This is a genomic window from Dyella sp. RRB7, assembly GCF_022761115.1.
In the GTDB taxonomy this organism is placed as follows: Bacteria; Pseudomonadota; Gammaproteobacteria; order Xanthomonadales; family Rhodanobacteraceae; genus Dyella.
Map to the genome: position 1 here is coordinate 1 of NZ_JAKWJS010000011.1, position 24,535 is coordinate 24,535.

Genomic DNA, 24,535 nt, shown 5'->3' on the forward strand with positions numbered 1-24,535 from the left:
TCGGGAGCTATAGCGACCCATCAACGCCGCCACACCGGCTTTAAGCCCTCAGCGCGGCGGCGCGTTGCGTAGCGCTACGGCATCGCCGCTGTGTAGCGGCGAAGGCATCCCGCAACGAGAGCCTATGGCCCCAAGCAGCCAGCCGCCCCAAAACGCCTTCCGCGGAGCCGCGACATCCTGACGCTCCAGCCCATCCGCTGGATTCACCGGTAACGCATCGGTAAGCCCCTGCGCGGCACCGAGTGATAAACGTGTCGATGAGAGCGAAAGCGGGGCACGAAATCGACGGTTTCGACGCCGGCACCGTGGTGGCTGTACTGGCACGTCACCCGCACGGTGGTGTTGGGAAGTGTTCGGAGCGCTGGTCCAATCGCCTCCTTCACACCGTGGCGACAGCAGCACGCAGAAGCTCGTGTCGCTGTCGAAACGGGCCAGGCAGCCCCGGACGATGCGGCCGCGCGGGTCGATCGGTACGGCAACGCTGCCGTCGCCGATGACACCTAGCGGCCCTGGCTGGCCTTGGTGTCAGGCGCTTCCTCCGGGGGAGTGGGCATGCGAGAGGGTTCCATGCTTGAGCGTGTGCAGCACGCGGGACAGCCAAACCCGCGTGGCGGCGGGTTCGGGCAGCGAAAAACGGGCGAGACTGGGCTCGCGCAGGCCCACGCGCACGCTCAGGCCGCTTTCGAGGTTGGCCGTGGCAAAACCGTGTTCATCGGTGAGGTCATCGCCCACGTAAACCGGCAGTCGTCCGTTGAATGGCCAACCCGACAGCAGGCTGGCTACGGCCTTGCCCTTGTCCATGCCCTCGGGCTTCAGTTCGATCACCAGGTTGCCCTGTTGCATCTCATAACCGGGCAGCCGCGGAAGCAGTATTTCCACGCGCTCGCGCAGGGCATTGAACTGCCCGGGCGCGGTACGGCAGTGCAGGGCCACCGCCATGCCTTTGTCTTCCAGGGTGACGCCGGGCAGCCCGGCGGCAACGGTGCTGGCCATGTCGCGTACCAGCGAGCGGCGGGTCGCGCCGATATGGACGCCGCGGTAACGACCGTCGGTGCCGCGCAACTCCAGCCCGTGCAGACCCACCAGCGCCCACGAAGGGCTGCCGAACAGATCGTCCAGGTCATCCAGGCTGCGACCACTCACCACGGCCAGCGCGCCGTCGAGCGTGATGTACAGCTCGTCGAGCAGGTTGCGCAGGTGCGTATCGACGCTGACCTGGTCGGGATGGTCGGCGAAATCGAGCAGCGTGCCGTCCACGTCGAGAAACAGGGCCCAGCGTTCCTCCGCACCGGGCAGGGGCGGGGCCGGGAGGGGCGGTTGCGCAAACATGGTGGAAGCGGGGCTGGGCGAAAGCACGTCCGGGAGCCTAGCAAGCGGAATGTGAAGGCGATCTGTGGATGCCGTCCACAAGCTGAAAAACTCTCGGCGGATCGGGCTTGCCGGCGCTTGAATCGTGCGGCGCCGTCCGCATCTCAGCGAACAGTGGCGGCGCTGCCGCCAAATCCCATTTCGATTTTGCCAAGGGGGAGATGCCCATGCGGATGGACAAACTCACATCGCGTTTCCAGCAGGCGCTGGCAGACGCGCAGTCGCTGGCCGTTGGCCGCGACAACAATATGCTCGAACCGGTGCACGTCATGGCGGCCTTGCTCGATCAGCAGGGCGGCTCGACGGCGCCGCTGCTGACGCAGGCGCAGGTCAACGTGCCGGCGCTGCGCCAGCGCGTGAACGAACAACTCGACCGACTGCCGCGTGTCAGTGGACAGGAAGGCAACGTGCATGCCGGCAACGAGCTGACGCGCCTGCTCAACCTCACCGACAAGCTGGCGCAGCAACGCGGCGACCAGTTCATCGCCAGCGAGCTGTTCGTGCTGGCGGCGCTGGAAGAGAAGGGCGAACTCGGCGCCGCGCTGAAAGCTGCCGGCGCCACCAAGGCCCATCTCGAGGCCGCCATCGACAAGCTGCGTGGCGGCGAAAAAGTGCAGAGCGAAAATGCCGAGGAGCAGCGCCAGGCGCTGGAGAAATACTGCATCGACCTCACCGCACGCGCGGAGTCGGGCAAGCTCGATCCGGTGATCGGTCGCGACGAGGAAATCCGCCGCACCATCCAGGTACTGCAACGTCGCACCAAGAACAATCCGGTGCTGATCGGCGAGCCCGGCGTAGGCAAGACCGCCATCGTGGAAGGCCTCGCCCAGCGCATCGTCAAGGGCGAAGTGCCCGAAGGCCTGCGCGACCGCCGCGTGCTCGCGCTGGACATGGGCGCGCTGATCGCCGGCGCCAAGTTCCGCGGCGAATTCGAGGAGCGCCTGAAGGCCGTGCTCAACGACCTGGCCAAGAACGAGGGCCAGATCATCCTGTTCATCGACGAACTGCACACCATGGTCGGCGCCGGCAAGGCCGATGGCGCCATGGATGCCGGCAACATGCTCAAGCCCGCATTGGCGCGCGGCGAGCTGCATTGCATCGGCGCCACCACGCTGGACGAATACCGCAAGTACATCGAGAAGGACGCCGCGCTGGAACGCCGCTTCCAGAAGGTCTACGTGGGCGAGCCCAGCGTGGAGGACACCATCGCCATCCTGCGCGGCCTCAAGGAGCGCTACGCGGTGCATCACGGCGTGGAAATCACCGACCCGGCCATCGTCGCGGCGGCCACGTTGTCCAACCGTTACATCCCCGATCGCCAGCTGCCGGACAAGGCCATCGATTTGATGGACGAAGCCGCCTCGCGCATCCGCATGGAAATCGATTCCAAGCCGGAGGAGCTGGATCGGCTGGAGCGTCGCCTGATCCAGCTGAAGATCCAGCGCGAGATGCTGAAGAAGGAAACCGACGACGCGTCGAAGAAGCGCCTTGCCGATCTGGATACGGACATCCAGAAGCTGGAACGTGAGTTTTCCGACCTCAACGAGATATGGAAGTCCGAGAAGGCCGCGCTGCAGGGCGCGACCAAGGTGAAGGAGCAGATCGAGGCCGCGCGCGTGGAGCTGGAAGCCGCGCAGCGTCGGCAGGACTACGCCAAGATGAGCGAGATCCAGTACGGCAAGCTGCCCGAACTGGAGAAGCAGCTCGCCGTTGCGCAGGCCGCCGAAAAGCAGGATTTCAAGCTGGTGCAGGATCGCGTCACCGAGGAGGAAATCGCCGAAGTGGTGTCACGCTGGACCGGCATCCCGGTCAGCAAGATGCTCGAGGGCGAACGCGACAAGCTGCTGCACATGGAAGATGCGCTGCACAAGCGCGTGGTGGGCCAGGACGAGGCCGTGCGTGCGGTGTCCGACGCGATCCGTCGTGCGCGTGCGGGCCTGTCCGATCCCAACCGGCCCTATGGCTCGTTCCTGTTCCTTGGCCCCACCGGCGTGGGCAAGACCGAGCTGTGCAAGGCGCTGGCCGAATTCCTGTTCGATACGCAGGACGCCATGGTGCGCATCGACATGAGCGAGTTCATGGAGAAGCACTCGGTGAGCCGCTTGATCGGCGCGCCCCCGGGCTATGTCGGCTATGAGGAAGGCGGCTATCTCACCGAGGCGGTGCGTCGGCGTCCGTACAGCGTGATCCTGCTGGACGAGGTGGAGAAGGCGCATCCGGACGTGTTCAACATCCTGCTGCAGGTGCTCGACGACGGCCGCCTCACCGACGGCCAGGGCCGCACGGTGGACTTCCGCAACACCGTCATCGTGATGACCTCCAACCTGGGCTCGCAGATGATCCAGGAGCAGGCGGGCGACAGCGAGGCCGACTACATGCAGATGAAGGCCTCGGTGCTGGGCGTGGTGCAGGCGCACTTCCGTCCGGAGTTCATCAACCGCCTCGACGAGCTGGTGGTGTTCCGTCCGCTCGGCAAGGGACAGATCCGCGCCATCGCCAAGATCCAGCTGGCCTACCTGGAGAAGCGGCTGGCCGAGCGCCAGCTCAGGCTGGAGATCGGCGACAAGGCGCTGGAGCTGCTCGGCAACGTGGGCTTCGATCCCGTATATGGTGCCCGCCCGCTCAAGCGCGCGATCCAGCAGCAGCTGGAGAACCCGCTGGCCAAGGAGATCCTCGAAGGTCGGTTTGCGCCGGGCGATACCGTCGTGGTGGAGGCCGAACAAGGTCATCTGACCTTCCGCAAGCAGTAACCGGCCAGCACGCAAGGCCAGTCGACGGCCGCCCCCGGGCGGCCGTCTTGTTTTTTGTCTGTTAACATCTGCCTCGCCTGAGGTGACCGCCGGCTGCTAAGCCGGTGGTTGAAACGGGAATCCGGTGCGGCGCCTAGGTGCCTATGCCGGAGCTGCCCCCGCAACGGTAGGCGAGCTGCGATCCGAAGGGGATCGCCGGAACGATACGAAGCCACTGTGCCTGGTGCATGGGAAGGCATCGTTCCGGAAGACGTGACGTCTTCGCCCGCGAGCCCGGAGACCGGCCTCAAGGTACGACCAGACAGGCGGAGGGCCATGTCATGGATGCCATGCTGCCGCGCATGGCTGCCATGTCTTCATCCGCCTGCTCTTTATCCCATGCGATCCGCGCGGGCAGGCGCGGTTGAGGAGCTTGCAGTGGCTATCCCGTTGAATCACGTCCGTCGTGCCGCGTTGGCGACGGCCTTGTTGTTCGTGTTCTCCCCCGTGTTCGCCGATGACACGACCGATCTCAGCGGCGTGGTGGTGACCGCCACCCGTACCGCGCAGACGCAGGACCAGACGCTGGCCGCGGTCACCGTGATCGATCGCGCCGATATCGAGCGGCTGCAGCCGGCATCGCTGGCGGACCTGCTGCTGAGCACGGCCAGCCTGCAGATCGCCAACACCGGCGGCCCGGGCAAGCCGACCAGCGTGTTCCTGCGCGGTACCGAAGCGGACCATGTGCTGGTGCTGGTCGACGGCATCAAGATCGGTTCGGCCACGCTCGGCGTGGCGGCGATCCAGGACATTCCGGTCGAGCAGATCGAGCGCATCGAGATCGTGCGCGGCCCGTTCTCCAGCCTGTACGGCTCCGAGGCGATCGGCGGCGTGATCCAGATCTTTACCCGCCGTCCGGAGGGCGCGTTCGTGCCGTCGCTGAGTTTCGGCGTCGGCAGCTACCGTAGTCTCAATGGTTCGGTCGGCTTTGCCGGCAAGAGCGGCAACGGCTGGTACTCGCTGGAGGCGTCGCACAACCAGACCGACGGCATCAACTCCTGCCGCGTGGGCGCGGCCGAAGCCGGCGCCGGCTGTTTCGCCGACCAGCCGGACAAGGACGGCTACCACAACACCGCCGTGACCCTGAGCGCCGGCTACCGCTTCGACGACCAGTGGGATGCCGACGCGCGTCTGTTCCGCAGCGAGGGCCACAACTACTACGACGGCAGCTTCAGCGATTCGGACAAGAGCGCGACCCAGGTCATCGGCGGCCGCCTGCATTACCGTCCCAGCCAGAACCTCACCTTTACGCTGAGCCTGGGCAGCAGTGGCGACTTCAGCAAGGATTACCTGGGCGATGTCTTTGTCGACCGCTTCGATACGCATCGCGACATCGGCTCGCTGCAGGCGGATATCGGCGTGGGCGGCGGGCTGCTCAGCACCGGTTTCGATTGGCAGCACGACAGCCTGGACAGCAATTACACCTTTGCCGAAGACACCCGCAACAATCGCGGCGTGTTCGTGCAGTGGCAGCAGACCTTCGGCCGCCAGTCACTGCAGGCCAGCGTGCGGCATGACGACAACAGCCAGTTCGGCGACAAGAACACCGGCAGCGCGATGTGGGGCTGGGACTTCACCAACAGCCTGCGCCTCACCGCCAGCTATGGCACCGCCTTCAAGGCGCCCACCTTCAACGACCTGTACTACCCGGGTTACGGCAACCCGGCGCTGAAGCCGGAGACCTCGCAGAACATCGAGCTGGGCCTGCGCGGCAGCTACGGCTGGGGCTACTGGACGCTCAACGGCTTCCGCAACAAGGTCGACGACCTGATCACCTACGATGCGGCGACCGGCCTGCCGGGCAACGTGGAGAACGCACGCATCCGCGGCGTGGAAGGCGTGGTGAGTGGACATGTGGCCGGCTGGCTGGTTTCCACCACGGCGACCTGGCTCGATCCGCGCAACGAAACCCCCGGCTACGACGACGGCAACCTGCTGCCGCGACGTGCGCGCCAGACCGGCCACGTCGACCTTGACCGCAGCTTCGGCGCCTTCAGCATCGGCGGCAGCTGGTACGTGTCGGGTCGCCGCTACGACGACCTCGACAACACGCATCCGCTGGGCGGCTATGCACTCACCAACCTGCGCGTGGCCTATGCGATCGATCGCGACTGGAAGGTGCAGCTGGCGCTCAACAACGCGTTCGACAAGAACTACGAAACGGCCTGGTACTACAACCAGCCGGGTCGCAACTACATGCTGACCCTGCGTTACCAGCCGGCGCAGTAAGTATGGGCGCCGGGCCGGCACGTTCCGGCCCGGCGCGAGGCAGGCCATGATCAGGAGTCGCGTGATGAAGCCGCTGTCGGGTTCCCGTTTTGCCCTGTTGTTCGCTGTCCTGGCGCTGGTCATGGTCAGCACCCGTTTCAAGCACTTTGGCGATGCACTGCATCTGCCGGATGCCTCCATGGCGGTGTTCTTCCTTGGTGGGCTTTATCTGCGGCGACACGTTGCCTTCGTGCTGCTGGTGGCGCTGGCGGTGGCGCTCGACTGGGTGTCCATCCGCTATGCCGCGGTGAGCGATTTCTGCGTCACCGTCGCCTATGCGTTCCTGCCGTTGGCGTATGCGGCGTTGTGGTACGCCGGGCGCTGGTATGCGCCGCGTTTGCGCGCCGGCTTGCCTTCGCTGCTGGGCGCTTTCGGGGTGGCGCTGCTCGCGGCCTCGCTGTCCTTTGCCATTTCCAATGGTTCGTTCTACTGGCTGGGTGGGCGCTATGCGAACCCTCATGTGGCTGAGTACGCGGCGCGCCTGTGGCAGTGGGGGCCGCTGTTCGTGCGCACCACGCTTGCCTATGTGGCGGTGGCGTTGGCTGCACATGCCGTGTGCGCACGCATCATGGCGACTTCCGCCATGCCGCACCGAAAGGAGGCTTGATCATGACCACTGAATCGGACGATTCGCGCCGCGACGGCATGACCGCCGAGCAACGCCATCGCGAACGCATGCAGCGCAAGAAGGAGCTGGTGGATCGCAAGATCGCCCGCGCCACCATCGAGCGTGGCGTGCTGGTGGTCAATACCGGCAACGGCAAGGGCAAGAGTTCGTCCGGCTTCGGCATGCTGGCGCGCTCGCTGGGCCATGGTTTCCACTGCGGCGTGGTGCAGTTCATCAAGGGCAGCTTCTCCACCGGCGAGGAGGCGTTCTTTCGCCGTTTTCCCGACGAGCTCGACTACCACGTCATGGGTGAGGGCTACACCTGGGAGACGCAGGATCGCGAGCGCGACATTCGCGCGGCCCAGGCGGCCTGGCGGCTCGCCGCCGGCATGCTGGCCGATGCGCGCTACGATTTCGTGCTGCTGGACGAACTCAATATCGCCCTGGTCAAGGGTTATATCGACGTGGCGCAGGTATGCGCCGCACTGGCGGCGCGGCCACCCCGGCAGCACGTGGTGGTGACCGGGCGCGGCGCGCCGGATGCGCTGGTGGAGCAGGCCGACACGGTGACCGAGATGCGGGTGGTGAAACACGCCTTCCAGGCGGGCATCAAGGCCCAGCAAGGCATCGAGCTGTAGGCGGAGATTTCCATGGCGCACGTCGCGCAACGTTGCCCGGCCCTGCTGATCTCCGCGCCCGCTTCCGGGCAAGGCAAGACCTCGGTGACAGCGGCCTTGGCGCGCTGGCATACGCGCGCCGGCAAGCGTGTGCGCGTGTTCAAGACCGGGCCGGATTTCCTCGACCCCATGGTGCTGCAGCGCGCCAGTGGTGCGCCGGTGTATCAGCTGGACCTGTGGATGGGCGGCGAGGACGATGTCCGCGCACGCTTGCATGCGGCAGCGCACGAGGCGGACCTGATCCTGGTCGAGGGCGTGATGGGCCTGTTCGACGGTGGCCAGTCCAGCGCCGATCTGGCCCAGCGCTTCGGCTTGCCGGTGCTGGCGGTGATCGATGGTTCGGCCATGGCGCAGACCTTCGGTGCGCTGGCCCTTGGCCTGGCGCGCTACCGTGATGGATTGACGCTGCATGGCGTGGCCGCCAACCGGGTTGGCAGCGCCTACCACGCGCAACTGCTGGTCGAGAGCCTGCCGCCGGATTTGCATTGGTTGGGCGCCTTGCCGCGCAACGCGGCCTTCGCCTTGCCGGAGCGGCATCTGGGCCTGGTATCGGCATCCGAGCTGGGTGATATCGACGCGCGCCTGGATGCACTGGCTGATGCCTGGGCGGCGCATGCCTCGGCGGCGATGCCGCCAGCGGTGGATTTTCCGTTCGTGGCCATGCCGCAAGTGCCCCGCTTGCTGCATGGACGACGTATCGCCATCGCGCGTGATGCCGCCTTTTGTTTCATCTATCCAGCGAATCTGGATGTGCTGAGCGAGGCGGGAGCGCAGCTGTGCTTCTTCTCGCCCGCGGCCGGCGACAGTCTGCCCGCCTGCGATGCGGTGTGGTTGCCCGGTGGCTATCCGGAACTGCACCTGCCTGCGCTATCGGCCAACGATGCGTTGCGACAGGCGCTGCATGCGCATGTCGACGCGGGCAAGCCGTTGCTCGCCGAGTGTGGCGGCATGCTCTACGCACTGGATGAGCTGGCCGATCGCGAAGGCCACGCTTTGCCGATGGCGGGGTTGCTGCGTGGCCGTGCCGTCATGCAGGCACGCCTCGGCGGACTTGGCATGCAGTCGGTGAGCTTGCCCGAAGGCAGCCTGCGCGGTCATACCTTCCACTACGCGCAGGCGAGCATCGATGCATCGCCGCTGGTCATGGCGGTCAATCCGGACCAGGGGCCGAGCCGGGAGGGCGTGTATCGCCGCCAGCGCATGACGGCCAGTTTCATGCATCACTACTTTCCCTCCGGTCCTGCCACTGCCGCCGCGTTGTTCCTGCCATGAGCCGGGCCTTGGCCATGCTCGCGGCGGTGCTGCTCGATGCGTGGCTGGGTGAGCCGCGACGCCTGCATCCGCTGGTGATGTTTGGACGTCTGGCCGGCGGGATCGAGGCGCGCCTGCATGGCCATCGGCGGCGGGCCGGCGTCATGGCGTGGGCGCTTGCGGTGTTGCCGCTGGCGGGGCTGGCCTGGCTGATCGTCAGCGTGCTTGGCGGGATGGTGCCGTGGCTGGCCTACGCCTTCGACGTGGCGGTGTTGTATCTGGCGATCGGCTTGCGCAGCCTGGGCGATCACGCGATGCCGGTGGCGCGTGCGCTGGAGCGGGGCGACATTTTGAGGGCGCGGGTGGTCGTGGGGCGCATGGTCAGTCGCGATACGCATGCGTTGGATGAACAACAGGTCGCTGCCGCTGCCACCGAGTCGGTGCTGGAGAACGGCAATGACGCCGTGTTCGGCGCGCTGTTCTGGTTTGCGCTGCTGGGCGCGCCCGGTGCCGTGTTGTATCGGCTGGCCAACACGCTGGATGCCATGTGGGGCTATCGCACGCCGCGTTATCAGCGCTTCGGTTGGGCCGCCGCGCGCATCGACGACGTGCTCAACTTCCTGCCGGCGCGGCTTACCGCGCTCAGCTATGCCTTGCTCGGCGATGCCACCCGCGCATGGCGTTGCTGGCATACGCAAGCGAAGTCGTGGGATAGCCCCAACGCCGGTCCCGTGATGGCCGCCGGCGCGGGAGCGCTGGGCGTGCGCCTGGGTGGCGCCGCACCCTATGACGGTGTGTGGGAGCCTCGCCCCGAGCTGGGCGTGGGCGCACCAGCCGACGCGGGTTCCATCGTGCGCGCCTTGCGCTTGGTACGGCGTAGTGTGGTGCTGTGGCTGGTGGTGGCGCTTTGCCTTGCCGCGCTATGGCAGGGAGGCGCGCATGCTTGAACATGGTGGCCGCCTGTTGCGAGCCGCGCGCGAATACGGCATCGCGCCGTCGGACTGGCTGGACCTTTCCACCGGCATCAGCCCCTTCGCCTGGCCGGTACCGCCCATCCCCGCATCGGCCTGGATGCGTCTGCCCGAGGACGACGATGGCCTGATCGAGGTTGCACGCGCGTACTACGGGGCGCCACGACTGTTGCCGGTGGCCGGTTCACAGGCCGCCATCCAGGCCTTGCCCCGGTTGCGACAGGCGTCGCGCGTGGGCGTCATCGCGCCGGGCTACAACGAGCACGCGCATGTATGGCGCCAGGCCGGGCATGCTGTCATCAGCCTGCCGGCACAAGCGTTATTGGCGCGTGCCGACGACTTCGACGTCATCGTGCTGATCCATCCCAATAATCCCGGCGGCGAACGTTTCGAGCGCGGGGCGCTGCTGGAACTGCATGCGCGTCTGGTCGAGCGCGGAGGCTGGCTGATCGTCGATGAGGCCTTTATGGATGCCACGCCTGCACACAGCCTGTGCCCGGAAACCGAGCGCGAAGGACTGATCGTACTGCGCTCGGCGGGCAAGTTTTTCGGGTTGGCCGGTGCGCGCGCAGGCTTCGTGTGTGCCTCGGCCATCGTGCTGGAAGCATTGCGCGAGCTGCTGGGGCCATGGACCTTGAGCGGACCCACGCGTCATGTGTTGCGGCAGGCATTGGCCGATCGCGCATGGCAGGACAGTGTGTGTGATCGCCTGCGCACCGGCAGCACGAGACTGGCCGAGCTGTTGACGAAACATGGCTTGTCCCCCACGGCGGGCTGCGCGTTCTTCCAGTGGTGGCGCCACGACGATGCGCCGGCGTTGCATCGCGCACTGGCGGCCCGTGGCGTGCTCACGCGCAGGTTCGACGCGCCACCCAGCCTGCGTTTCGGCTTGCCGGGAAACGATGATGACTTCAGGCGACTCGATGCCGCGCTGGGGGATGTCGTCGCAGGGAGCCAACCATGAGCGCTCGTGTGTTGATGGTCCAGGGCTGCACCTCCGATGCGGGCAAAAGCACACTGGTGGCGGGCCTGTGTCGCTGGCTGCATCGCAAGGGCGTCGCGGTGGCACCGTTCAAGCCGCAGAACATGGCGCTCAACTCGGCGGTGACCGTGGATGGCGGCGAGATCGGCCGCGCGCAGGCAGTGCAGGCGCAGGCGGCCGGGTTGCCGCCGCATACCGATTTCAACCCCGTGCTGCTCAAGCCGCAGAGCGACACCGGCGCGCAGGTGATCGTGCACGGCCACGCCATCGCGCAGATGGATGCGCGCCGCTATCACGACTACAAGCGCATCGCGATGGACGCGGTGCTGTCCTCGCATGCGCGCCTCGTCGCGCAGTACCAGGCGGTGATCGTGGAGGGCGCCGGCAGTCCGGCCGAGATCAACCTGCGCGATCGCGACATCGCCAACATGGGTTACGCCGAGGCGGTGGATTGCCCGGTGCTGCTGATCGCCGACATCGATCGCGGTGGCGTATTCGCGCACCTGGTCGGCACGCTGGCCTTGTTGTCCGACAGCGAGCGCGCTCGCGTGGTGGGCTTTGTCATCAACCGTTTCCGTGGCGACCTCGCCTTGCTGCAGCCGGGGCTGGACTGGCTGGAGCGCGAAACCGGCAAGCCGGTGCTGGGCGTGCTGCCCTACCTGCATGGCCTGCAACTGGAGGCCGAGGATGCCTTGCCGCGTGAACGGGTTCACAAAACAGGCGCCGGCCTGCGGGTGGTGGTGCCAGTGCTGCCGCGCATCAGCAATCACACCGACTTCGATGCATTGCGCGCCCATCCGCAGGTCGACCTGCAGTTCGTGGGGCCGGGCGAGCCGGTGCCAGCGTGCGATCTGATCATCCTGCCGGGCTCCAAGTCGACCCGTGCCGACCTGGCCTGGCTGCGCGCGCAAGGGTGGGTGGATGCGATGGCGCAGCATCTCCGCTACGGCGGCAAGTTGATCGGCATCTGTGGTGGCTTCCAGATGCTGGGGCGATTCGTGCATGATCCGCACGGCATCGAGGGCGAGCCGGGCTCGAGTGAAGGACTGGGTTGGCTGGATGTGGAAACCACGCTGGAGGCGCGCAAGCAATTGCGCCGCGTGAGTGGGAAACTGGTCCTGGGAGAGGTGAGGGTGAGCGGCTACGAGATCCATTGTGGCGTCAGCCATGGCGCAGCGCTGGCGATGCCGTCGAGCGTGCTCGACGATGGCCGCTGCGATGGCGCCCTGTCGCCCGATGGGCAGATTCTGGGCAGCTACCTGCACGGACTTTTCGATGAGCCGTCGGCGCTGCACGCCCTGCTCGACTGGGCCGGCCTGCACCAGGCCGTCACCCTCGACATGCATGCCCTGCGTGAAACGAGCATCGAGCGCGTGGCCGATGCGGTGGAAGCCCATCTCGATACCTCCCGGTTATGGCGATGCTTGGCCATCGAGCCGACGGAGCCCGCATGCGCACGCTGATTCTCGGTGGTGCCCGTTCGGGCAAGAGCGCGCTGGCCGAGCGACTGGCGCGCGAATCGGGGCATGAGGTGGTCTATATCGCCACCGGGCAGGCCCATGACGCGGAGATGGCGGCGCGCATCGCGCACCATCGGGCCAGCCGCCCCGCGCACTGGCATTGCGTGGAGGAGCCGCTGGCCTTGGCCGAGGTCCTGCTGGCCCAGGCGCGGCCCGGGCATTGCGTATTGGTCGACTGCCTCACGTTGTGGCTGAGCAATCTGCTCGGCCTGGACGACGCCGCGCGCTTCGCGCGCGAACGTGCGGCGCTGCTCGACGTATTACCCATGCTGACCGGCCAGGTGCTGCTGGTCAGCAACGAAGTGGGCCTGGGCGTGGTGCCGATGGGCGAGCTGACCCGCCGCTTCGTCGATGAAGCCGGGCGGCTGCACCAGTCGCTGGCCAGCCAGTGCGAACGCGTGTTGTTTGTTGCGGCAGGTTTGCCGCTAGCCATGAAAGGAAGTGTTGCATGAGCCATGACTGGCTATGGGATGCCTGCCAATCCGTCGATGCGGAGTATGAGCAGCAGGCGCGGGAACACCAGGCGCAACTGACCAAGCCACCCGGCTCGCTCGGCACGCTGGAATCGCTGGCGATCCGCCTGGCGGGGTTGCAGCGCACGGCCCGACCGGCCGTGCAGCAGGTGTGGATCAGCGTGTTCGCCGGCGACCATGGCGTGGCGGCGGAGGGCGTATCGGCCTTTCCGCAGGTGGTGACCGGCGAAATGGTGCGCAACTTTGCCCATGGCGGGGCCGCCGTCAGCGTGTTGGCGCGTGCGCTCGGCGCCATGCTCGAAGTGGTGAACCTGGGCACGGTGAACGACCCGGGCGAGCTGCCCCATGTGCGGCGCGCGATCATCGCGCCGCAAACGCGCAATTTTTGCGAGGAACCGGCGATGTCGCCGGAACAGCTCGATGCAGCGCTCCATGCCGGCGCCGAAAGCGTCGCGGCCGCGCATGCCGCTGATGCGCAACTCTTCATCGGCGGCGAGATGGGCATCGCCAACACCACCTCGGCTGCCGCGCTGGCCAGCGCCTTGCTGGGTGAGACGCCGCTGGCGCTGGCCGGCGCCGGTACCGGCCTGGACGCCGCCGGCATCGGCCACAAGGCGGCGGTGATCACGCGCGGGCTGGCACGCTACGAAGCCAGTGGCGATGCGTTGACCTGGCTGGCACGGGTCGGCGGATTCGAGATCGCGGCACTCACCGGCGCCTACATTTCGGCCGCCCAGCATGGCATTCCGGTGCTTGTCGACGGCTTCATCAGCACGGCCGCCGCGTTGGCGGCGGTGCGCATCAATCCCGGCTGTCGCGCCTGGATGTTCTTCGGCCATCGTTCGCGCGAACGCGGGCATGCCGCCGTGCTGGCGGCGCTCCATGCCGATCCCTTGATCGACCTGGGCCTGCGCCTGGGCGAAGCCAGTGGCGCGGCCACCGCCGTGCCATTGATGCGGCTGGCGTGCGAACTGCACGCGCGCATGGCCACGTTTGCCCAGGCCGGGGTGAGCGGCGCATGACTGCAAAGCACGTTGGCATCGACCTGTTGCGGCATGGCGACACCGGCCAGCGCAGCTATCGCGGACAACTGGACGACGGCCTCAGCGCACTGGGCTGGACCCAGTTGCGCGCGGCGATCTTCGGGCGCAGCTGGGACCTGGTCGTGACTTCACCACTGCGCCGCTGCGCGGCGTTCGCGCAGGACCTGGCCGCCGCGCGACGCGTGCCGCTGCGCACGGACCCGCGCCTGGCCGAGTATCACTTCGGTGACTGGCAGGGCGTGCCCATCGAAACCCTGGGCGAGCAACAGGGCGATGCGCTGGCCCGCTTCTGGGCCGATCCGGTGAATTGCCCGCCGCCCGGCGCCGAACCCTTCGCCGCGTTTCGCGAGCGTCTCTGCGCCGCGTTGAACGATATTGCCGTGGAGGCCGAAACGCAGCACGTACTGGTGGTGACCCACGGCGGCGCCATCCGCCTGTTGCGTTGCGAATCGGAGGGACGTGACTTCGGCGATATGGCCAACATCGACGTGCCCCACGCCTCGCTCCACCCACTCGCCTGGACGCCGCCCGCCGCGAGGCGGATCAAGGCCTGATATGCGCGGCCTGCTCGTCGCCATCGGCTTCCTGACCCGCGTGCCGGTGCCGGCGAAGGTATTTGACGACGCCAGTGGCCCGGCGCATTCGCTGGCCTGGTATCCGCTGGTCGGCCTGCTGATCGGTGGCGTGCTGTGGGGCCTGTCATGGCTGCTGGCTGCCGCGCCGCCGGTGCTGGCGGCCGCGCTGCTGTTGGCGGCGTGGGTGGCGTTGACCGGCGCCCTGCACCTGGATGGCCTGGCCGATAGCGCGGACGCCTGGGTCGGCGGGCTCGGCGATCGCGAACGCACGCTGGCCATCATGAAGGACCCGCGCTGCGGGCCGATGGGCGTGGTCGCCCTGGTGCTGCTGCTGCTGCTGAAATTCGCCGCGCTGGCCAGTCTCCCGCCGGCCAGCGGTGCGCTGTTGCTGGCGCCGATGCTGGCGCGGGCTAGCCTTACCGCGGCGTTCGTTTCCACGCCCTATGTACGCGGCGGTGGCCTGGGCAGTGCGTTGACCGCGGCGCCGCGCACCGCATGCACGCTTGGGCTCGGGTTTGCGGTGGTGGTGGCGCTCGCCGGTGGCTGGCGCGGCGTGGGCGCCCTGGCGGTCACGGCGGTGATGTTCATGCTGTGGCGCCAGGCCTGCCTGCGGCGGCTGGGTGGCATGACCGGCGATACCTGCGGCGCGCTGACTGAGCTGGTCGAGGCGGCCGTATTGGTCGCGCTGGCTCTGCACGCTGCCTAGAACAGAGCGGCCCAAGTGGGCGCCCAACGTTGAATTTGGCCGGCACGCCTCGATAATGAGGCCTTGCCGGCACGTGTACTGGCCGGAACCCGGAGTTTCCATGCCTATCTACGAATTCGAATGCAGCAGCTGCGGTCATCGTTTCGACCGCCTGCAAAAGCTGTCCGATCCCGATCCCACCGTCTGCCCCGCCTGCGACGTGGCCGAAGTGAAGCGGCGCCTGAGCGCGCCCGGCTTCCGCCTGGCCGGCAGCGGCTGGTACGAGACCGATTTCAAGAAAGACGGCGACAAGAAGCGCAACCTGGCCGGTGACACTGCCCCGGCTCCTGCGCCGGCCCCCAGCGCCAGTACCAGCAGCGACAGCTGAGCCTGAACGCTGGTTCGCCGGCCGTCATTTTTTTACGAACCCATCGCAAGATATTCAAAGCCGGTTGAGCATGCGCCCGTTAGCGTGACGCTTTGTCACATGAGGAGCGGCTGCGATGTCTCGGATGCGAGCAGGTTGGATGGGCGTGCTGGTCGGCGTGGCCGCAGGCTGGCTGGTTGGCGTAACGCCGGTGGCGCAGGCGCAAGGCCGTGACACGGTGCGCTGCGGCAGCCAGGACGGGCGCTTCGTCCGTTGCCAGGTGCCCTGGCGCGACGCCGAGATGATTCGCCAGGAGTCGGATAGCCCCTGCATACGCGGCCAGACCTGGGGCGTGGATCGCGGCGGCCTGTGGGTCGATCGCGGTTGTCGCGCCCAGTTCGTCGAGATGGGGCGCGGCGGTGGCTGGCAAGGCGGTGGCGGCGGCTGGCGGCCGGGCCCGGGCTGGGATCGCGAGATCCGCCTGCAGTGCGAAAGCAACAACAAGCAATACCAGTTCTGCCAGGTGGACGTGGGCGGGCATGGCCGTGCGCGCCTGTTGCAACAGCTTTCGGGCAGCCGCTGCGACGAAGGCTACAGCTGGGGCTGGAATCGCGCGGGTGTGTGGGTTTCCAAGGGCTGCCGCGGCCTGTTCTCGGTCGATCGCCGCTGGTAGGCGGGCAGGGGCGGGTATGGCGCGGCATCGCGGGCCGCGCCAGTGTTAACATTCCGGGTCTTTTCCACGCATTACGCCGCCCCGCGGCCCGGAGTTCCAAGCGCATGCGCACGCACTATTGCGGCCTCATCGATGAGGCACTGGTCGGCCAGACCGTCACCCTGTGTGGCTGGGTCAACACCCTTCGTCTGCAGAGCCATGTGGCTTTCGTCGACCTGCGTGACCACGAGGGTATCGCCCAGGTGGTGGTGGAGCGCGAGAACGCGGCGGCCTTCGCGGTCGCCGGCGAAATCGGCAACGAATACTGCCTGCGTGTCACCGGCACCATCCGCAAGCGCCTGTCGGTGAACGACAAGCTGCGTACCGGCACGGTGGAACTGCTGGCCGACACGGTGGAGATCCTCAATGCCGCGAAGGATCTACCCTTCGCGCTGCACGAGAATCCCAACGAGGACATGCGGATGACCTACCGCTACCTCGACCTGCGTCGCCCCGAAATGCAGAAGATGATGCGCACCCGCATCAAGCTGGTGCAGTCGCTGCGCCGCTATCTGGATGCGCGCGGTTTCCAGGACATCGAAACGCCCATCCTCACCAAGGCCACGCCGGAAGGCGCGCGCGACTATCTGGTGCCCAGCCGCGTGCATCCGGGCCAGTTCTACGCGCTGCCGCAGTCGCCGCAGCTGTTCAAGCAGATCCTGATGATGGCCGGTTTCGACCGCTACTATCAGATCGCCCGCTGCTTCCGCGACGAAGACCTGCGTGCGGATCGCCAGCCGGAATTCACCCAGCTCGACCTCGAATTCGCCTTCGTGGAAGAGAAGGACGTGCAGGACTTCGTGGAGCAGCTGATCCGCCACGTGTTCAAGGAAGTGCAGGGCGTGGAGCTGGACGCCACCTTCCCGCGCATGACCTGGGCCGAAGCCATGCGCCGCTTCGGTTCGGACAAGCCGGACCTGCGCATCGCGCTGGAACTGGTGGACGTGGCCAATGCGCTCAAGCAGGTGGAGTTCAAGGTGTTCGCCGAGCCGGCCAACGATCCGGCCGGTCGCATCGCCGCGCTGCGCCTGCCGGACGGCGCCAGCCTCAGCCGCAAGGACATCGACCTGCTCACCGAATACGTGGCCAAGTACGGCGCCAAGGGCCTGGCCTGGATCAAGGTGGAAGATCTGGCCAAGGGTCGCGATGGCATCAATTCGCCGGTGGCCAAGTTCCTCGATGACGCGGCGCTGGACGCCGTGCTCAAGGCGACGGGCGCGCAGTCGGGCGACATCGTGTTCGTCGGCGCCGGCAAGTGGAAGACGGTTACCGACTTCATGGGCGCGCTGCGCCTGAAGCTCGGCAAGGACCGTGGCCTGGTGGAGAACAGCTGGAAGCCGCTGTGGGTCACCGACTTCCCGATGTTCGAATACGACGAGGAAGAAAAGCGCTTCGTCGCCCTGCATCACCCGTTCACCGCGCCCAAGGTGGACGACGTGGACGACCTGCGCGCCAATGCGGCGAACGCGGTCAGCCGCGGCTACGACATGGTGCTCAACGGCAACGAGATCGGCGGCGGCTCCATTCGTATCCATCGCCCGGAGATGCAGAGCACCGTGTTCGACCTGCTCGGCATCGGCCCGGAAGAGGCCGAGGCGAAGTTCGGCTTCCTGCTCAAGGCGCTGAAGTTCGGCGCACCGCCGCACGGTGGCCTGGCTTTCGGCATCGACCGCATCGCCGCGCTGATGGCGGGCACCGAGTCGATCCGCGACGTGATCGCCTTCCCCAAGACCACCAGCGCGCAGGACCTGATGACCGATGCACCCTCGCCGGTGGCCGATGGGCAGCTCAAGGAGCTGCACGTGAAGGTGGCCGTCGAGCCGAAGTCGGCCTGATGCGCTTTGCTCCTCCCCCTGCCCGCAGGGGGAGGTCGGGAGGGGCTTCTTGCGCCAGGCGCCAGAGCGGTCCCTCCCCAGCCCGCCCCTGCAAGCAGGGAGGGAGCTAGAGAGCACACAAGATTCAGCACTTTCTGTGCAGAATGGACTTGCTATGGCGTCAGTGGCCATGGCGTTGCCCTGGAGGGTGATACCTCCGTCGATGGAAGTCCTGTTCTGCCATGACCGACCATGTGATCCTGCTGCACGGCCTGTGGATGCGCGGCTTTGCGTTGCTGATGCTGCACCGGCGCCTGATGGAGGCCGGCTTTCGCGTGCATCGCTTCGACTACATGAGCGTAGCGACGACGCAGGAACGCATCCTTGGCGGGCTGGAGGCGCGCCTTCAGGAACTGGGCCAGGAGGCGCAGACCGTGCACCTGGTGGGCCACAGCCTTGGCGGCCTGCTCGCGCTGCGCGCCTGCAGCGAAGGGACGCCACTGCCGCCCGGCCGCGTGGTCTGCCTGGGCTCGCCCCTCAAGGGCAGCGCCGCCGCGCGCCGTTTTGCCGGCATGGGGCGGGGCGGTGAGGTGCTGCTGGGGCACAACCGCGAGTTGCTGGAATATGGCTTCGAGCGCTGGAACGGCCCGCGCGAGGTGGGCGTGATCGCCGGTCGCACGCCGCTGGGCCTGGGCGCGGTCTTGGGCCAATTCGAGGGCGACAGCGACGGCACCGTGGCGGTGGACGAAACCTGCCTGCCGGGTATCGCCGACCATTGCGTGGTGGAGACCAATCACACCGGCCTGCTGTTCTCGATGGAGGCGGCGCGGCAGGCGACCGAGTTTCTTCACCGGGGCCGTTTCGATCACTCCGCGTCCTGAGGCGAAGCCTTGCCACGACTCGAACGCCGGCCGCTTGACCAGGTGGCTTGCCCGCCAGCGGCTCCGAAAGGATAGAATTCGCGTTCTGTTCGATTACCAGCTTTGCAGGAAGTGACATGGGTAGAGGCCCGTCCATCGAAGGTCGCAAGAACGCCGAAGACGCCAAGCGCGCCAAGGTGTTCACCAAGCTGATCCGCGAAATCACCGTGGCAACCCGTGCCGGCGTCGCCGATCCGGCGGCCAATCCGCGCCTGCGCGCCGCGGTCGACAAGGCGTTGTCGGCCAACATGACCAAGGACACCATCGAGCGCGCCATCAAGCGCGGTTCGGGTGCCGACGGCGGCGCGGCGATGGAAGAGCTGCGCTACGAGGGCTATGGCCCGGCCGGCATCGCCCTGATCATCGACTGCTTCACCGACAACCCGACCCGTACCGTGGCCGACGTGCGCCACGCGCTGACCAAGCATGGCGGCAACCTGGGCACCACCGGCTCGGTGGCTTTCCAGTTCGCCCGCGTGGGTGAGCTGGTGTTCGCCACCGGTGGCGACGAAGCCGCCGAGGAAAAGGTGCTGGAAGCGGCGCTGGAAGCCGGCGCCGACGACGTGGTCAACGAGAACGGCGAGAGCACCGTGCTGTGCGCGCCGGAGAGTTTCGAGGCCGTGCAGCAGGCGCTGATCGCGGCGGGTCTGCATGCCCAGCACGCGGGCGTGGGCATGCGTCCGAACAACCGCGTGGCGGTGCCCGAGGACGCGCTGGAAACCCTGCTCGACCTGCTCGAGAAGCTCGATGCCCTCGACGACGTCAGCGAGGTGTCGCACAACGCGCTGCTGCCGGCCGAGGCGGCCAGCTAACTTCGCGCGGCCTTGCACAGGCCCGGCGATCCACGCCCATGACCCGCATCATCGGCATCGACCCGGGCAGCCAGCGCACCGGTGTCGGCATCATCGATGTCGACGCCAGCGGCAAGCTGTCCCATGTTTTCCATGGCGCGCTGGCGGTGGCTGGCGAAGCCAGTTTTCCCCTGCGCCTGAAACGCATCTTTGACGAGCTGTGTGCCATCATCGCCGCCCATCGGCCGGACGAGTGCGGCGTGGAGCGCGTGTTCATGGCGCGCAACCCCGATTCGGCGCTGAAGCTGGGGCAGGCGAGGGGAGCCGCGATCTGCGCGGTCGTCAGTCAGGGGATCGCGGTGCACGAGTACGCAGCGACAGAAGTGAAACAGGCCGTGGTCGGTAGCGGTCGTGGCGACAAGACCCAGGTGCAGCACATGATCGGCATCCTGCTTGGACTCAAGGGGCCGATGCAGGCCGACGCGGCCGATGCGCTCGCCGTTGCGGTGACGCATGCCCATACGCGCGCCAGCCTCGATCGCGTGGGCATTCCGCGTACCGCCTGGAGACGTCGCCGATGATCGGCCGTCTGCGCGGTACGTTGGTTTCCAAGCAGCCGCCGTGGCTGCTGGTGGAGGTAGGGGGCGTCGGCTACGAGCTGGAAGCGCCGATGTCCACCATCTACGACCTGCCGTCCACCGGCAAGGAAGTGACCTTGCTCACCCATTACGCGGTGAAGGAAGACAGCGTCGCGCTGTACGGTTTCCTGCTCGAAGCCGAGCGCGCGTTGTTCCGCAACCTGCAGAAAGTCAGCGGCATCGGCGCGAAGATCGCGCTGGCCGTGCTATCGGGTGTGTCCACCAGCGATTTCGCGCGCCTGGTGCAGGCCGGCGACGTGGTCGCGCTGACCAAGATTCCCGGCATCGGCAAGAAGACCGCCGAACGCATCGTGGTCGAGCTGCGCGATCGCCTGGATGGTCTGGCTACCACGTTGCCCTCGGGCATCCAGGCCCAGGGCGTGGCGCTCGATCCCGCGGGCGAGGCCACGGTGGCCTTGCAGCAACTGGGCTACAAGCCGGCCGAAGTGACCCGGCTGGTGCAAAAGGTCGCCGCCGAAGGCGACAGCGCCGAATCGATTATCCGCAAGGCGCTGCGCGCCGCCCTCGGGAGCTGAGATGACTCCGGATTCCATCCACGGCATGACCGACGCCGAAACCAAGCGGCGCCTGGCCGCGCTCGCGCTGGGCGCCATCGGCGTGGTCTACGGCGACATCGGCACCAGCCCGCTGTACACCTTGCAGACCACGCTCAGCCACGACGGCATGAAGCCCACGCCAGAGAGCATCTACGGTGTGCTGTCGCTGATCTTCTGGGCGCAGATCATCGTGGTGTCGCTGAAGTACGTGGTGTTCATCATGCGCGCCGACAACAAGGGCGAGGGCGGCATCATGGCGCTGCTGGCGCTGGCCCTGCGCAGCGTGAAGGGCGATGCGCGGCAGCGCTGGCTGCTTGCCATCATCGGCATCTTCGGTGCCTCGCTGTTCTATGGCGACGGCGTGATCACGCCGGCCATCTCGGTGTTGTCGGCGGTGGAGGGCCTGAAGGTGCCCGCGCCGAACCTGGAACACTGGGTGGTGCCTATCACCGCGGTGATCCTGTTCCTGCTGTTTACCTTGCAGCGACATGGCACGGAGCGCGTGGGCAGGCTGTTCGGCCCGGTGATGGTGGTGTGGTTCGTCGTCATCGCGCTGCTGGGCGCCAACATGATCGCGCGTAATCCGCACGTGCTGACCGCGATCAACCCGATCTACGGCGTGCGCTTCTTCTTCACCCATGGCATGCAGGCGTTCATTGCGCTGGGCGGCGTGGTGCTGGCGTTGACCGGCGCCGAGGCGCTGTATGCGGACATGGGCCACTTCGGCAAGCGACCGATCCGCCTTGCGTGGTTCAGCTTCGTGCTGCCGGCGCTGGTGCTCAATTATTTCGGCCAGGGTGCCTTGCTGCTGTCGCATCCCGAAGCCATCGACAGTCCGTTCTTCAAGCTGGTGCCCGAGGCCTTGCTGTACCCGATGATCGGCCTGGCCTGCGTGGCGACGGTGATCGCTTCGCAGGCGGTGATCTCCGGTGCGTTCTCGATGACCCGCGAGGCGATGTCGCTGGGTTATTCGATGCGCATGCCGGTAGTGCACACCTCGCGTGAGATGTCCGGCCAGATCTTCGTGCCGTGGGTGAACAACTTCCTGCTGGTGATGGTGCTGCTGGCGGTGCTGGGCTTCCGCAGTTCCGACAGCCTGAGCGCGGCCTATGGCATCGCGGTGACCGGTACCATGACCATCACCACCATCCTGGCGCTGATCGTGGCGCGCCGGCAGTGGAACTGGAGCCGCTTCACGGTGATCGTGGCGGGCGTGTTGCTGCTCACCATCGACCTGTCCTTCCTTGGCGCCAACCTGATCAAGGTCGAATACGGCGGCTGGTTCCCGCTGGTGCTGGGCGTGGGTATTTTCATCGTGATGACCACCTGGCGTCGCGGCCGCGAGCTGGTGGTGCGCGAGATCAAGCAATCCGGCCTGGCCTTGCAGCCATTCATCGAGAACATCGCCGAGCATCCGCCGCTGCGCGTGCCGGGCACGGCGGTGTTCCTTACCGCTAACCAGCATGCCGTGCCGCACGCGCTGCTGCACAACCTCAAGCACAACAAGGTGCTGCATGAGCGCAACGTGCTGCTGACGGTGGATATGCTGGAGACGCCTACCGCCGATGCGGGCGAGCGCATCGCGATCACCGAGCTGGGCGGCGATTTCTTCGGCCTGGAATTGCGCTTCGGTTTCGCCGAGGACCCGAATATTCCCGCCGCGCTCAGCAAGTGCTCCAAGGCCGGCCTGCCGTTCGACATGATGGACACCACCTTCTTCCTGTCGCGCGAAACCATCATTGCCGACGCGAAGCGGCCGGGCATGGCGTTGTGGCGCGACAAGCTGTTCGCCTTCATGGCGCGCAATGCCTTGCCGGCCACGGCGTTCTTCCAGATTCCGGGCAATCGCCTGATCGAGCTGGGCGCCCAGGTCGAGATCTGAGACGCCGGCCCGTCATTCCCGCGGAAGCGGGAATCCGGTGCCTTTGAAGGGTTCTGATGACGCTGGATCCCCGCTTCCGCAGGGATGACGGCATTTTTCGGGCGCTCCAGCCACTGGCCACCCTTTGAGTCGCGCCGCTGTAGCCCAGGCGCTGCCATAATGCGTACCCATGACCGATCACCGCATCGTTACCGCCGCCGCCCATCTGGACGACGAGGCCCTGGAGGCCTCCATTCGTCCCAAGCGGCTGGCCGAGTACCTGGGCCAGCAGGCGGTGCGCGAGCAGCTGTCCATTTATATCGAGGCGGCGAAAAAGCGTGGTGGCGCGCTCGACCACGTGCTGATCTTCGGGCCGCCCGGCCTGGGCAAGACCACGCTGAGCCATGTCATCGCCAATGAGCTGGGCGTCAATCTGCGCTCCACCTCCGGCCCGGTGCTGGAGCGGGCGGGGGACCTGGCGGCGCTGCTGACCAACCTCGAGCCGCATGACGTGCTGTTCGTGGACGAGATCCATCGCCTGTCGCCGGTGGTGGAGGAAGTGCTTTACCCGGCGATGGAAGATTTCCAGATCGACATCATGATCGGCGAGGGTCCTGCCGCGCGCTCGATCAAGCTCGACCTGCCGCCGTTCACCCTGATCGGCGCCACCACTCGCGCCGGCCTGCTCACGGCGCCGCTGCGTGACCGCTTCGGCATCGTGCAGCGTCTGGAGTTCTATACGCCCGACGAGTTGACCGCCATCGTGCGGCGCTCGGCGCGCATCATGGGCATTGCCTGCGAACCCGATGGCGCGCAGGAGATCGCCCGCCGCTCGCGTGGTACGCCACGCATCGCCAACCGCCTGCTGCGTCGCGTGCGCGACTACGCCGAGGTGCGCGCGGACGGGCAGATCACCCGTGACGCGGCGCGTGCCGCGATGGACATGCTCAAGGTGGATGCCGAGGGTTTCGACGAGCTGGACCGGCGCATGCTGGCCACCATCATCGAGAGCTTCGACGGCGGCCCGGTGGGCGTGGAGTCGCTGGCCGCTGCGCTCAGCGAGGATCGCGGCACACTGGAAGATGTGGTCGAGCCCTACCTGATCCAGCAGGGATACCTGGTGCGCACCGCGCGCGGCCGCATGGCCAGCGCCAAGGCCTGGCGCCACCTGGGGCTGACCCCGCCGCCGCGCCAGCCGTCCCCGATCGACCTGTTCACTGCCGATAACGCCGATGTCTGACGTCACGCAAGGCACCGCCGCCGCCCCTTTCCAGTGGCCGGTGCGCGTCTACTGGGAAGATACCGATGCCGGCGGGGTGGTCTACCACGCCAGCTACCTGCGTTTCATGGAGCGTGCCCGCAGCGAATGGCTGCGGGTCATGGGCATCAGCCAGTCCAGCTACAAGGAAACCACCGGGTTGGCCTTCCTGGTCCGGGAAATGCAGATCGATTTCCTCAAGGCGGCCCTGCTGGATGATGAACTGTCCGTAAGCGTCGAAGTCAAAGAACGCCGTGCAGCCAGTATCCTTTTCGCCCAGACGATCCGCCGGGCGGACGGCGCGGAGCTGATCCGCGCGAAGGTGCGTGTGGCGTGCGTCGATGTCCGCCGCATGCGTCCGGTGCAGATTCCGGCCGACTTCATCCCCGGCCTTTCCCCTTAAATACC

Annotated in this window: 23 protein-coding genes and 1 riboswitch; of the genes, 22 read left to right on the forward strand and 1 reads right to left on the reverse strand. The window is 66.9% G+C overall.

The annotated features are described in order from the left end of the window. Positions 1 to 525: 525 nt before the first annotated feature. Positions 526 to 1,356, reverse strand: a complete 831-nt coding sequence (otsB, locus tag MJ606_RS17985; RefSeq protein WP_243050933.1) for a trehalose-phosphatase — start codon at positions 1,354 to 1,356, stop codon at positions 526 to 528. Between the two features lie 179 nt (positions 1,357 to 1,535). Between otsB and clpB the strand changes: the two genes are divergently transcribed. The 22 genes from clpB to ybgC all read left to right on the forward strand — a co-directional run bounded on the left by clpB (position 1,536) and on the right by ybgC (position 24,530). Further along, positions 1,536 to 4,118 carry an ATP-dependent chaperone ClpB gene (clpB, locus tag MJ606_RS17990; protein WP_243050934.1) on the forward strand — a complete coding sequence of 861 codons (2,583 nt, stop codon included), beginning with the start codon at positions 1,536 to 1,538 and terminating at the stop codon, positions 4,116 to 4,118. Positions 4,119 to 4,181: 63 nt separating this feature from the next. Continuing rightward, positions 4,182 to 4,422: riboswitch (cobalamin riboswitch) on the forward strand. Positions 4,423 to 4,535: 113 nt separating this feature from the next. Next, positions 4,536 to 6,386 carry a TonB-dependent vitamin B12 receptor gene (btuB, locus tag MJ606_RS17995; protein ID WP_243050935.1) on the forward strand — a complete coding sequence of 617 codons (1,851 nt, stop codon included), beginning with the start codon at positions 4,536 to 4,538 and terminating at the stop codon, positions 6,384 to 6,386. Between the two features lie 64 nt (positions 6,387 to 6,450). Beyond that, positions 6,451 to 7,032 (forward strand): hypothetical protein, encoded by a 582-nt coding sequence (locus tag MJ606_RS18000; protein WP_243050936.1) that lies wholly within the window; start codon positions 6,451 to 6,453, stop codon positions 7,030 to 7,032. Positions 7,033 to 7,070: 38 nt separating this feature from the next. Then, on the forward strand, positions 7,071 to 7,670 hold the full coding sequence (cobO, locus tag MJ606_RS18005; protein WP_243050964.1) for a cob(I)yrinic acid a,c-diamide adenosyltransferase: 600 nt from the start codon (positions 7,071 to 7,073) through the stop codon (positions 7,668 to 7,670). Positions 7,671 to 7,682: 12 nt separating this feature from the next. Next, on the forward strand, positions 7,683 to 8,981 hold the full coding sequence (locus tag MJ606_RS18010) for a cobyrinate a,c-diamide synthase (RefSeq protein WP_243050937.1): 1,299 nt from the start codon (positions 7,683 to 7,685) through the stop codon (positions 8,979 to 8,981). Beyond that, positions 8,978 to 9,907 (forward strand): adenosylcobinamide-phosphate synthase CbiB, encoded by a 930-nt coding sequence (cbiB, locus tag MJ606_RS18015; protein ID WP_243050938.1) that lies wholly within the window; start codon positions 8,978 to 8,980, stop codon positions 9,905 to 9,907. Before MJ606_RS18010 ends, cbiB begins: the two co-directional genes overlap by 4 nt. Continuing rightward, the gene (cobD, locus tag MJ606_RS18020) at positions 9,900 to 10,895 is read left to right on the forward strand and encodes a threonine-phosphate decarboxylase CobD (protein WP_243050939.1); all 996 of its coding nucleotides are present in this window, start codon (positions 9,900 to 9,902) and stop codon (positions 10,893 to 10,895) included. The genes cbiB and cobD overlap by 8 nt, the downstream gene beginning before the upstream one ends. Continuing rightward, positions 10,892 to 12,376 (forward strand): cobyric acid synthase, encoded by a 1,485-nt coding sequence (locus MJ606_RS18025; protein WP_243050940.1) that lies wholly within the window; start codon positions 10,892 to 10,894, stop codon positions 12,374 to 12,376. Before cobD ends, MJ606_RS18025 begins: the two co-directional genes overlap by 4 nt. Then, positions 12,364 to 12,885 carry a bifunctional adenosylcobinamide kinase/adenosylcobinamide-phosphate guanylyltransferase gene (gene cobU / locus MJ606_RS18030; RefSeq protein WP_243050941.1) on the forward strand — a complete coding sequence of 174 codons (522 nt, stop codon included), beginning with the start codon at positions 12,364 to 12,366 and terminating at the stop codon, positions 12,883 to 12,885. Before MJ606_RS18025 ends, cobU begins: the two co-directional genes overlap by 13 nt. Continuing rightward, positions 12,882 to 13,928 (forward strand): nicotinate-nucleotide--dimethylbenzimidazole phosphoribosyltransferase, encoded by a 1,047-nt coding sequence (cobT, locus tag MJ606_RS18035; RefSeq protein ID WP_243050942.1) that lies wholly within the window; start codon positions 12,882 to 12,884, stop codon positions 13,926 to 13,928. The genes cobU and cobT overlap by 4 nt, the downstream gene beginning before the upstream one ends. Next, complete coding sequence (locus MJ606_RS18040) at positions 13,925 to 14,503, forward strand: histidine phosphatase family protein (RefSeq protein ID WP_243050943.1); 579 nt, start codon at positions 13,925 to 13,927, stop codon at positions 14,501 to 14,503. The genes cobT and MJ606_RS18040 overlap by 4 nt, the downstream gene beginning before the upstream one ends. Before the next feature lies 1 nt (position 14,504). Beyond that, entirely contained in the window at positions 14,505 to 15,230 is a 726-nt protein-coding gene (locus tag MJ606_RS18045) for an adenosylcobinamide-GDP ribazoletransferase (RefSeq protein WP_243050944.1), read from the forward strand. 100 nt (positions 15,231 to 15,330) lie between these two features. Further along, positions 15,331 to 15,597, forward strand: a complete 267-nt coding sequence (locus MJ606_RS18050; RefSeq protein WP_243050945.1) for a zinc ribbon domain-containing protein — start codon at positions 15,331 to 15,333, stop codon at positions 15,595 to 15,597. 115 nt (positions 15,598 to 15,712) lie between these two features. Next, positions 15,713 to 16,249 (forward strand): DUF3011 domain-containing protein, encoded by a 537-nt coding sequence (locus tag MJ606_RS18055; protein WP_243050946.1) that lies wholly within the window; start codon positions 15,713 to 15,715, stop codon positions 16,247 to 16,249. A 104-nt stretch (positions 16,250 to 16,353) separates the two neighbouring features. Continuing rightward, a complete protein-coding gene (aspS, locus tag MJ606_RS18060) occupies positions 16,354 to 18,123 on the forward strand; it encodes an aspartate--tRNA ligase (RefSeq protein WP_243050947.1) in 1,770 nt (589 codons plus the stop codon). A 221-nt stretch (positions 18,124 to 18,344) separates the two neighbouring features. After that, positions 18,345 to 18,983 (forward strand): alpha/beta hydrolase, encoded by a 639-nt coding sequence (locus MJ606_RS18065; RefSeq protein WP_243050948.1) that lies wholly within the window; start codon positions 18,345 to 18,347, stop codon positions 18,981 to 18,983. Positions 18,984 to 19,099: 116 nt separating this feature from the next. Beyond that, entirely contained in the window at positions 19,100 to 19,834 is a 735-nt protein-coding gene (locus MJ606_RS18070) for a YebC/PmpR family DNA-binding transcriptional regulator (protein WP_243050949.1), read from the forward strand. A 38-nt stretch (positions 19,835 to 19,872) separates the two neighbouring features. Then, positions 19,873 to 20,394 (forward strand): crossover junction endodeoxyribonuclease RuvC, encoded by a 522-nt coding sequence (gene ruvC, locus MJ606_RS18075; protein ID WP_243050950.1) that lies wholly within the window; start codon positions 19,873 to 19,875, stop codon positions 20,392 to 20,394. Further along, a complete protein-coding gene (gene ruvA / locus MJ606_RS18080) occupies positions 20,391 to 20,987 on the forward strand; it encodes a Holliday junction branch migration protein RuvA (RefSeq protein WP_243050951.1) in 597 nt (198 codons plus the stop codon). The genes ruvC and ruvA overlap by 4 nt, the downstream gene beginning before the upstream one ends. Position 20,988: 1 nt before the next feature. Then, the gene (locus tag MJ606_RS18085) at positions 20,989 to 22,890 is read left to right on the forward strand and encodes a potassium transporter Kup (protein ID WP_243050952.1); all 1,902 of its coding nucleotides are present in this window, start codon (positions 20,989 to 20,991) and stop codon (positions 22,888 to 22,890) included. A 169-nt stretch (positions 22,891 to 23,059) separates the two neighbouring features. Beyond that, entirely contained in the window at positions 23,060 to 24,109 is a 1,050-nt protein-coding gene (gene ruvB / locus MJ606_RS18090; RefSeq protein WP_243050953.1) for a Holliday junction branch migration DNA helicase RuvB, read from the forward strand. Beyond that, on the forward strand, positions 24,102 to 24,530 hold the full coding sequence (ybgC, locus tag MJ606_RS18095; protein ID WP_243050954.1) for a tol-pal system-associated acyl-CoA thioesterase: 429 nt from the start codon (positions 24,102 to 24,104) through the stop codon (positions 24,528 to 24,530). Before ruvB ends, ybgC begins: the two co-directional genes overlap by 8 nt. The last annotated feature ends 5 nt before the right edge of the window (positions 24,531 to 24,535 follow it).

Excerpts from the sequence above, each read along its gene's own strand:
- ruvB (WP_243050953.1), top strand. The coding sequence starts at position 23,060 with ATGACCGATCACCGCATCGTTACCGCCGCCGCCCATCTGGACGACGAG.
- MJ606_RS18040 (WP_243050943.1), top strand. The coding sequence starts at position 13,925 with ATGACTGCAAAGCACGTTGGCATCGACCTGTTGCGGCATGGCGACACC.
- MJ606_RS18050 (WP_243050945.1), top strand. The coding sequence starts at position 15,331 with ATGCCTATCTACGAATTCGAATGCAGCAGCTGCGGTCATCGTTTCGAC.
- MJ606_RS18070 (WP_243050949.1), top strand. The coding sequence starts at position 19,100 with ATGGGTAGAGGCCCGTCCATCGAAGGTCGCAAGAACGCCGAAGACGCC.
- MJ606_RS18025 (WP_243050940.1), top strand. The coding sequence starts at position 10,892 with ATGAGCGCTCGTGTGTTGATGGTCCAGGGCTGCACCTCCGATGCGGGC.
- cobO (WP_243050964.1), top strand. The coding sequence starts at position 7,071 with ATGACCGCCGAGCAACGCCATCGCGAACGCATGCAGCGCAAGAAGGAG.
- clpB (WP_243050934.1), top strand. The coding sequence starts at position 1,536 with ATGCGGATGGACAAACTCACATCGCGTTTCCAGCAGGCGCTGGCAGAC.
- MJ606_RS18065 (WP_243050948.1), top strand. The coding sequence starts at position 18,345 with ATGACCGACCATGTGATCCTGCTGCACGGCCTGTGGATGCGCGGCTTT.
- aspS (WP_243050947.1), top strand. The coding sequence starts at position 16,354 with ATGCGCACGCACTATTGCGGCCTCATCGATGAGGCACTGGTCGGCCAG.
- cobT (WP_243050942.1), top strand. The coding sequence starts at position 12,882 with ATGAGCCATGACTGGCTATGGGATGCCTGCCAATCCGTCGATGCGGAG.
- cobD (WP_243050939.1), top strand. The coding sequence starts at position 9,900 with ATGCTTGAACATGGTGGCCGCCTGTTGCGAGCCGCGCGCGAATACGGC.
- cobU (WP_243050941.1), top strand. The coding sequence starts at position 12,364 with ATGCGCACGCTGATTCTCGGTGGTGCCCGTTCGGGCAAGAGCGCGCTG.
- cbiB (WP_243050938.1), top strand. The coding sequence starts at position 8,978 with ATGAGCCGGGCCTTGGCCATGCTCGCGGCGGTGCTGCTCGATGCGTGG.
- ruvC (WP_243050950.1), top strand. The coding sequence starts at position 19,873 with ATGACCCGCATCATCGGCATCGACCCGGGCAGCCAGCGCACCGGTGTC.
- ybgC (WP_243050954.1), top strand. The coding sequence starts at position 24,102 with ATGTCTGACGTCACGCAAGGCACCGCCGCCGCCCCTTTCCAGTGGCCG.
- MJ606_RS18085 (WP_243050952.1), top strand. The coding sequence starts at position 20,989 with ATGACTCCGGATTCCATCCACGGCATGACCGACGCCGAAACCAAGCGG.
- MJ606_RS18000 (WP_243050936.1), top strand. The coding sequence starts at position 6,451 with ATGAAGCCGCTGTCGGGTTCCCGTTTTGCCCTGTTGTTCGCTGTCCTG.
- MJ606_RS18045 (WP_243050944.1), top strand. The coding sequence starts at position 14,505 with ATGCGCGGCCTGCTCGTCGCCATCGGCTTCCTGACCCGCGTGCCGGTG.
- MJ606_RS18010 (WP_243050937.1), top strand. The coding sequence starts at position 7,683 with ATGGCGCACGTCGCGCAACGTTGCCCGGCCCTGCTGATCTCCGCGCCC.
- MJ606_RS18055 (WP_243050946.1), top strand. The coding sequence starts at position 15,713 with ATGTCTCGGATGCGAGCAGGTTGGATGGGCGTGCTGGTCGGCGTGGCC.
- ruvA (WP_243050951.1), top strand. The coding sequence starts at position 20,391 with ATGATCGGCCGTCTGCGCGGTACGTTGGTTTCCAAGCAGCCGCCGTGG.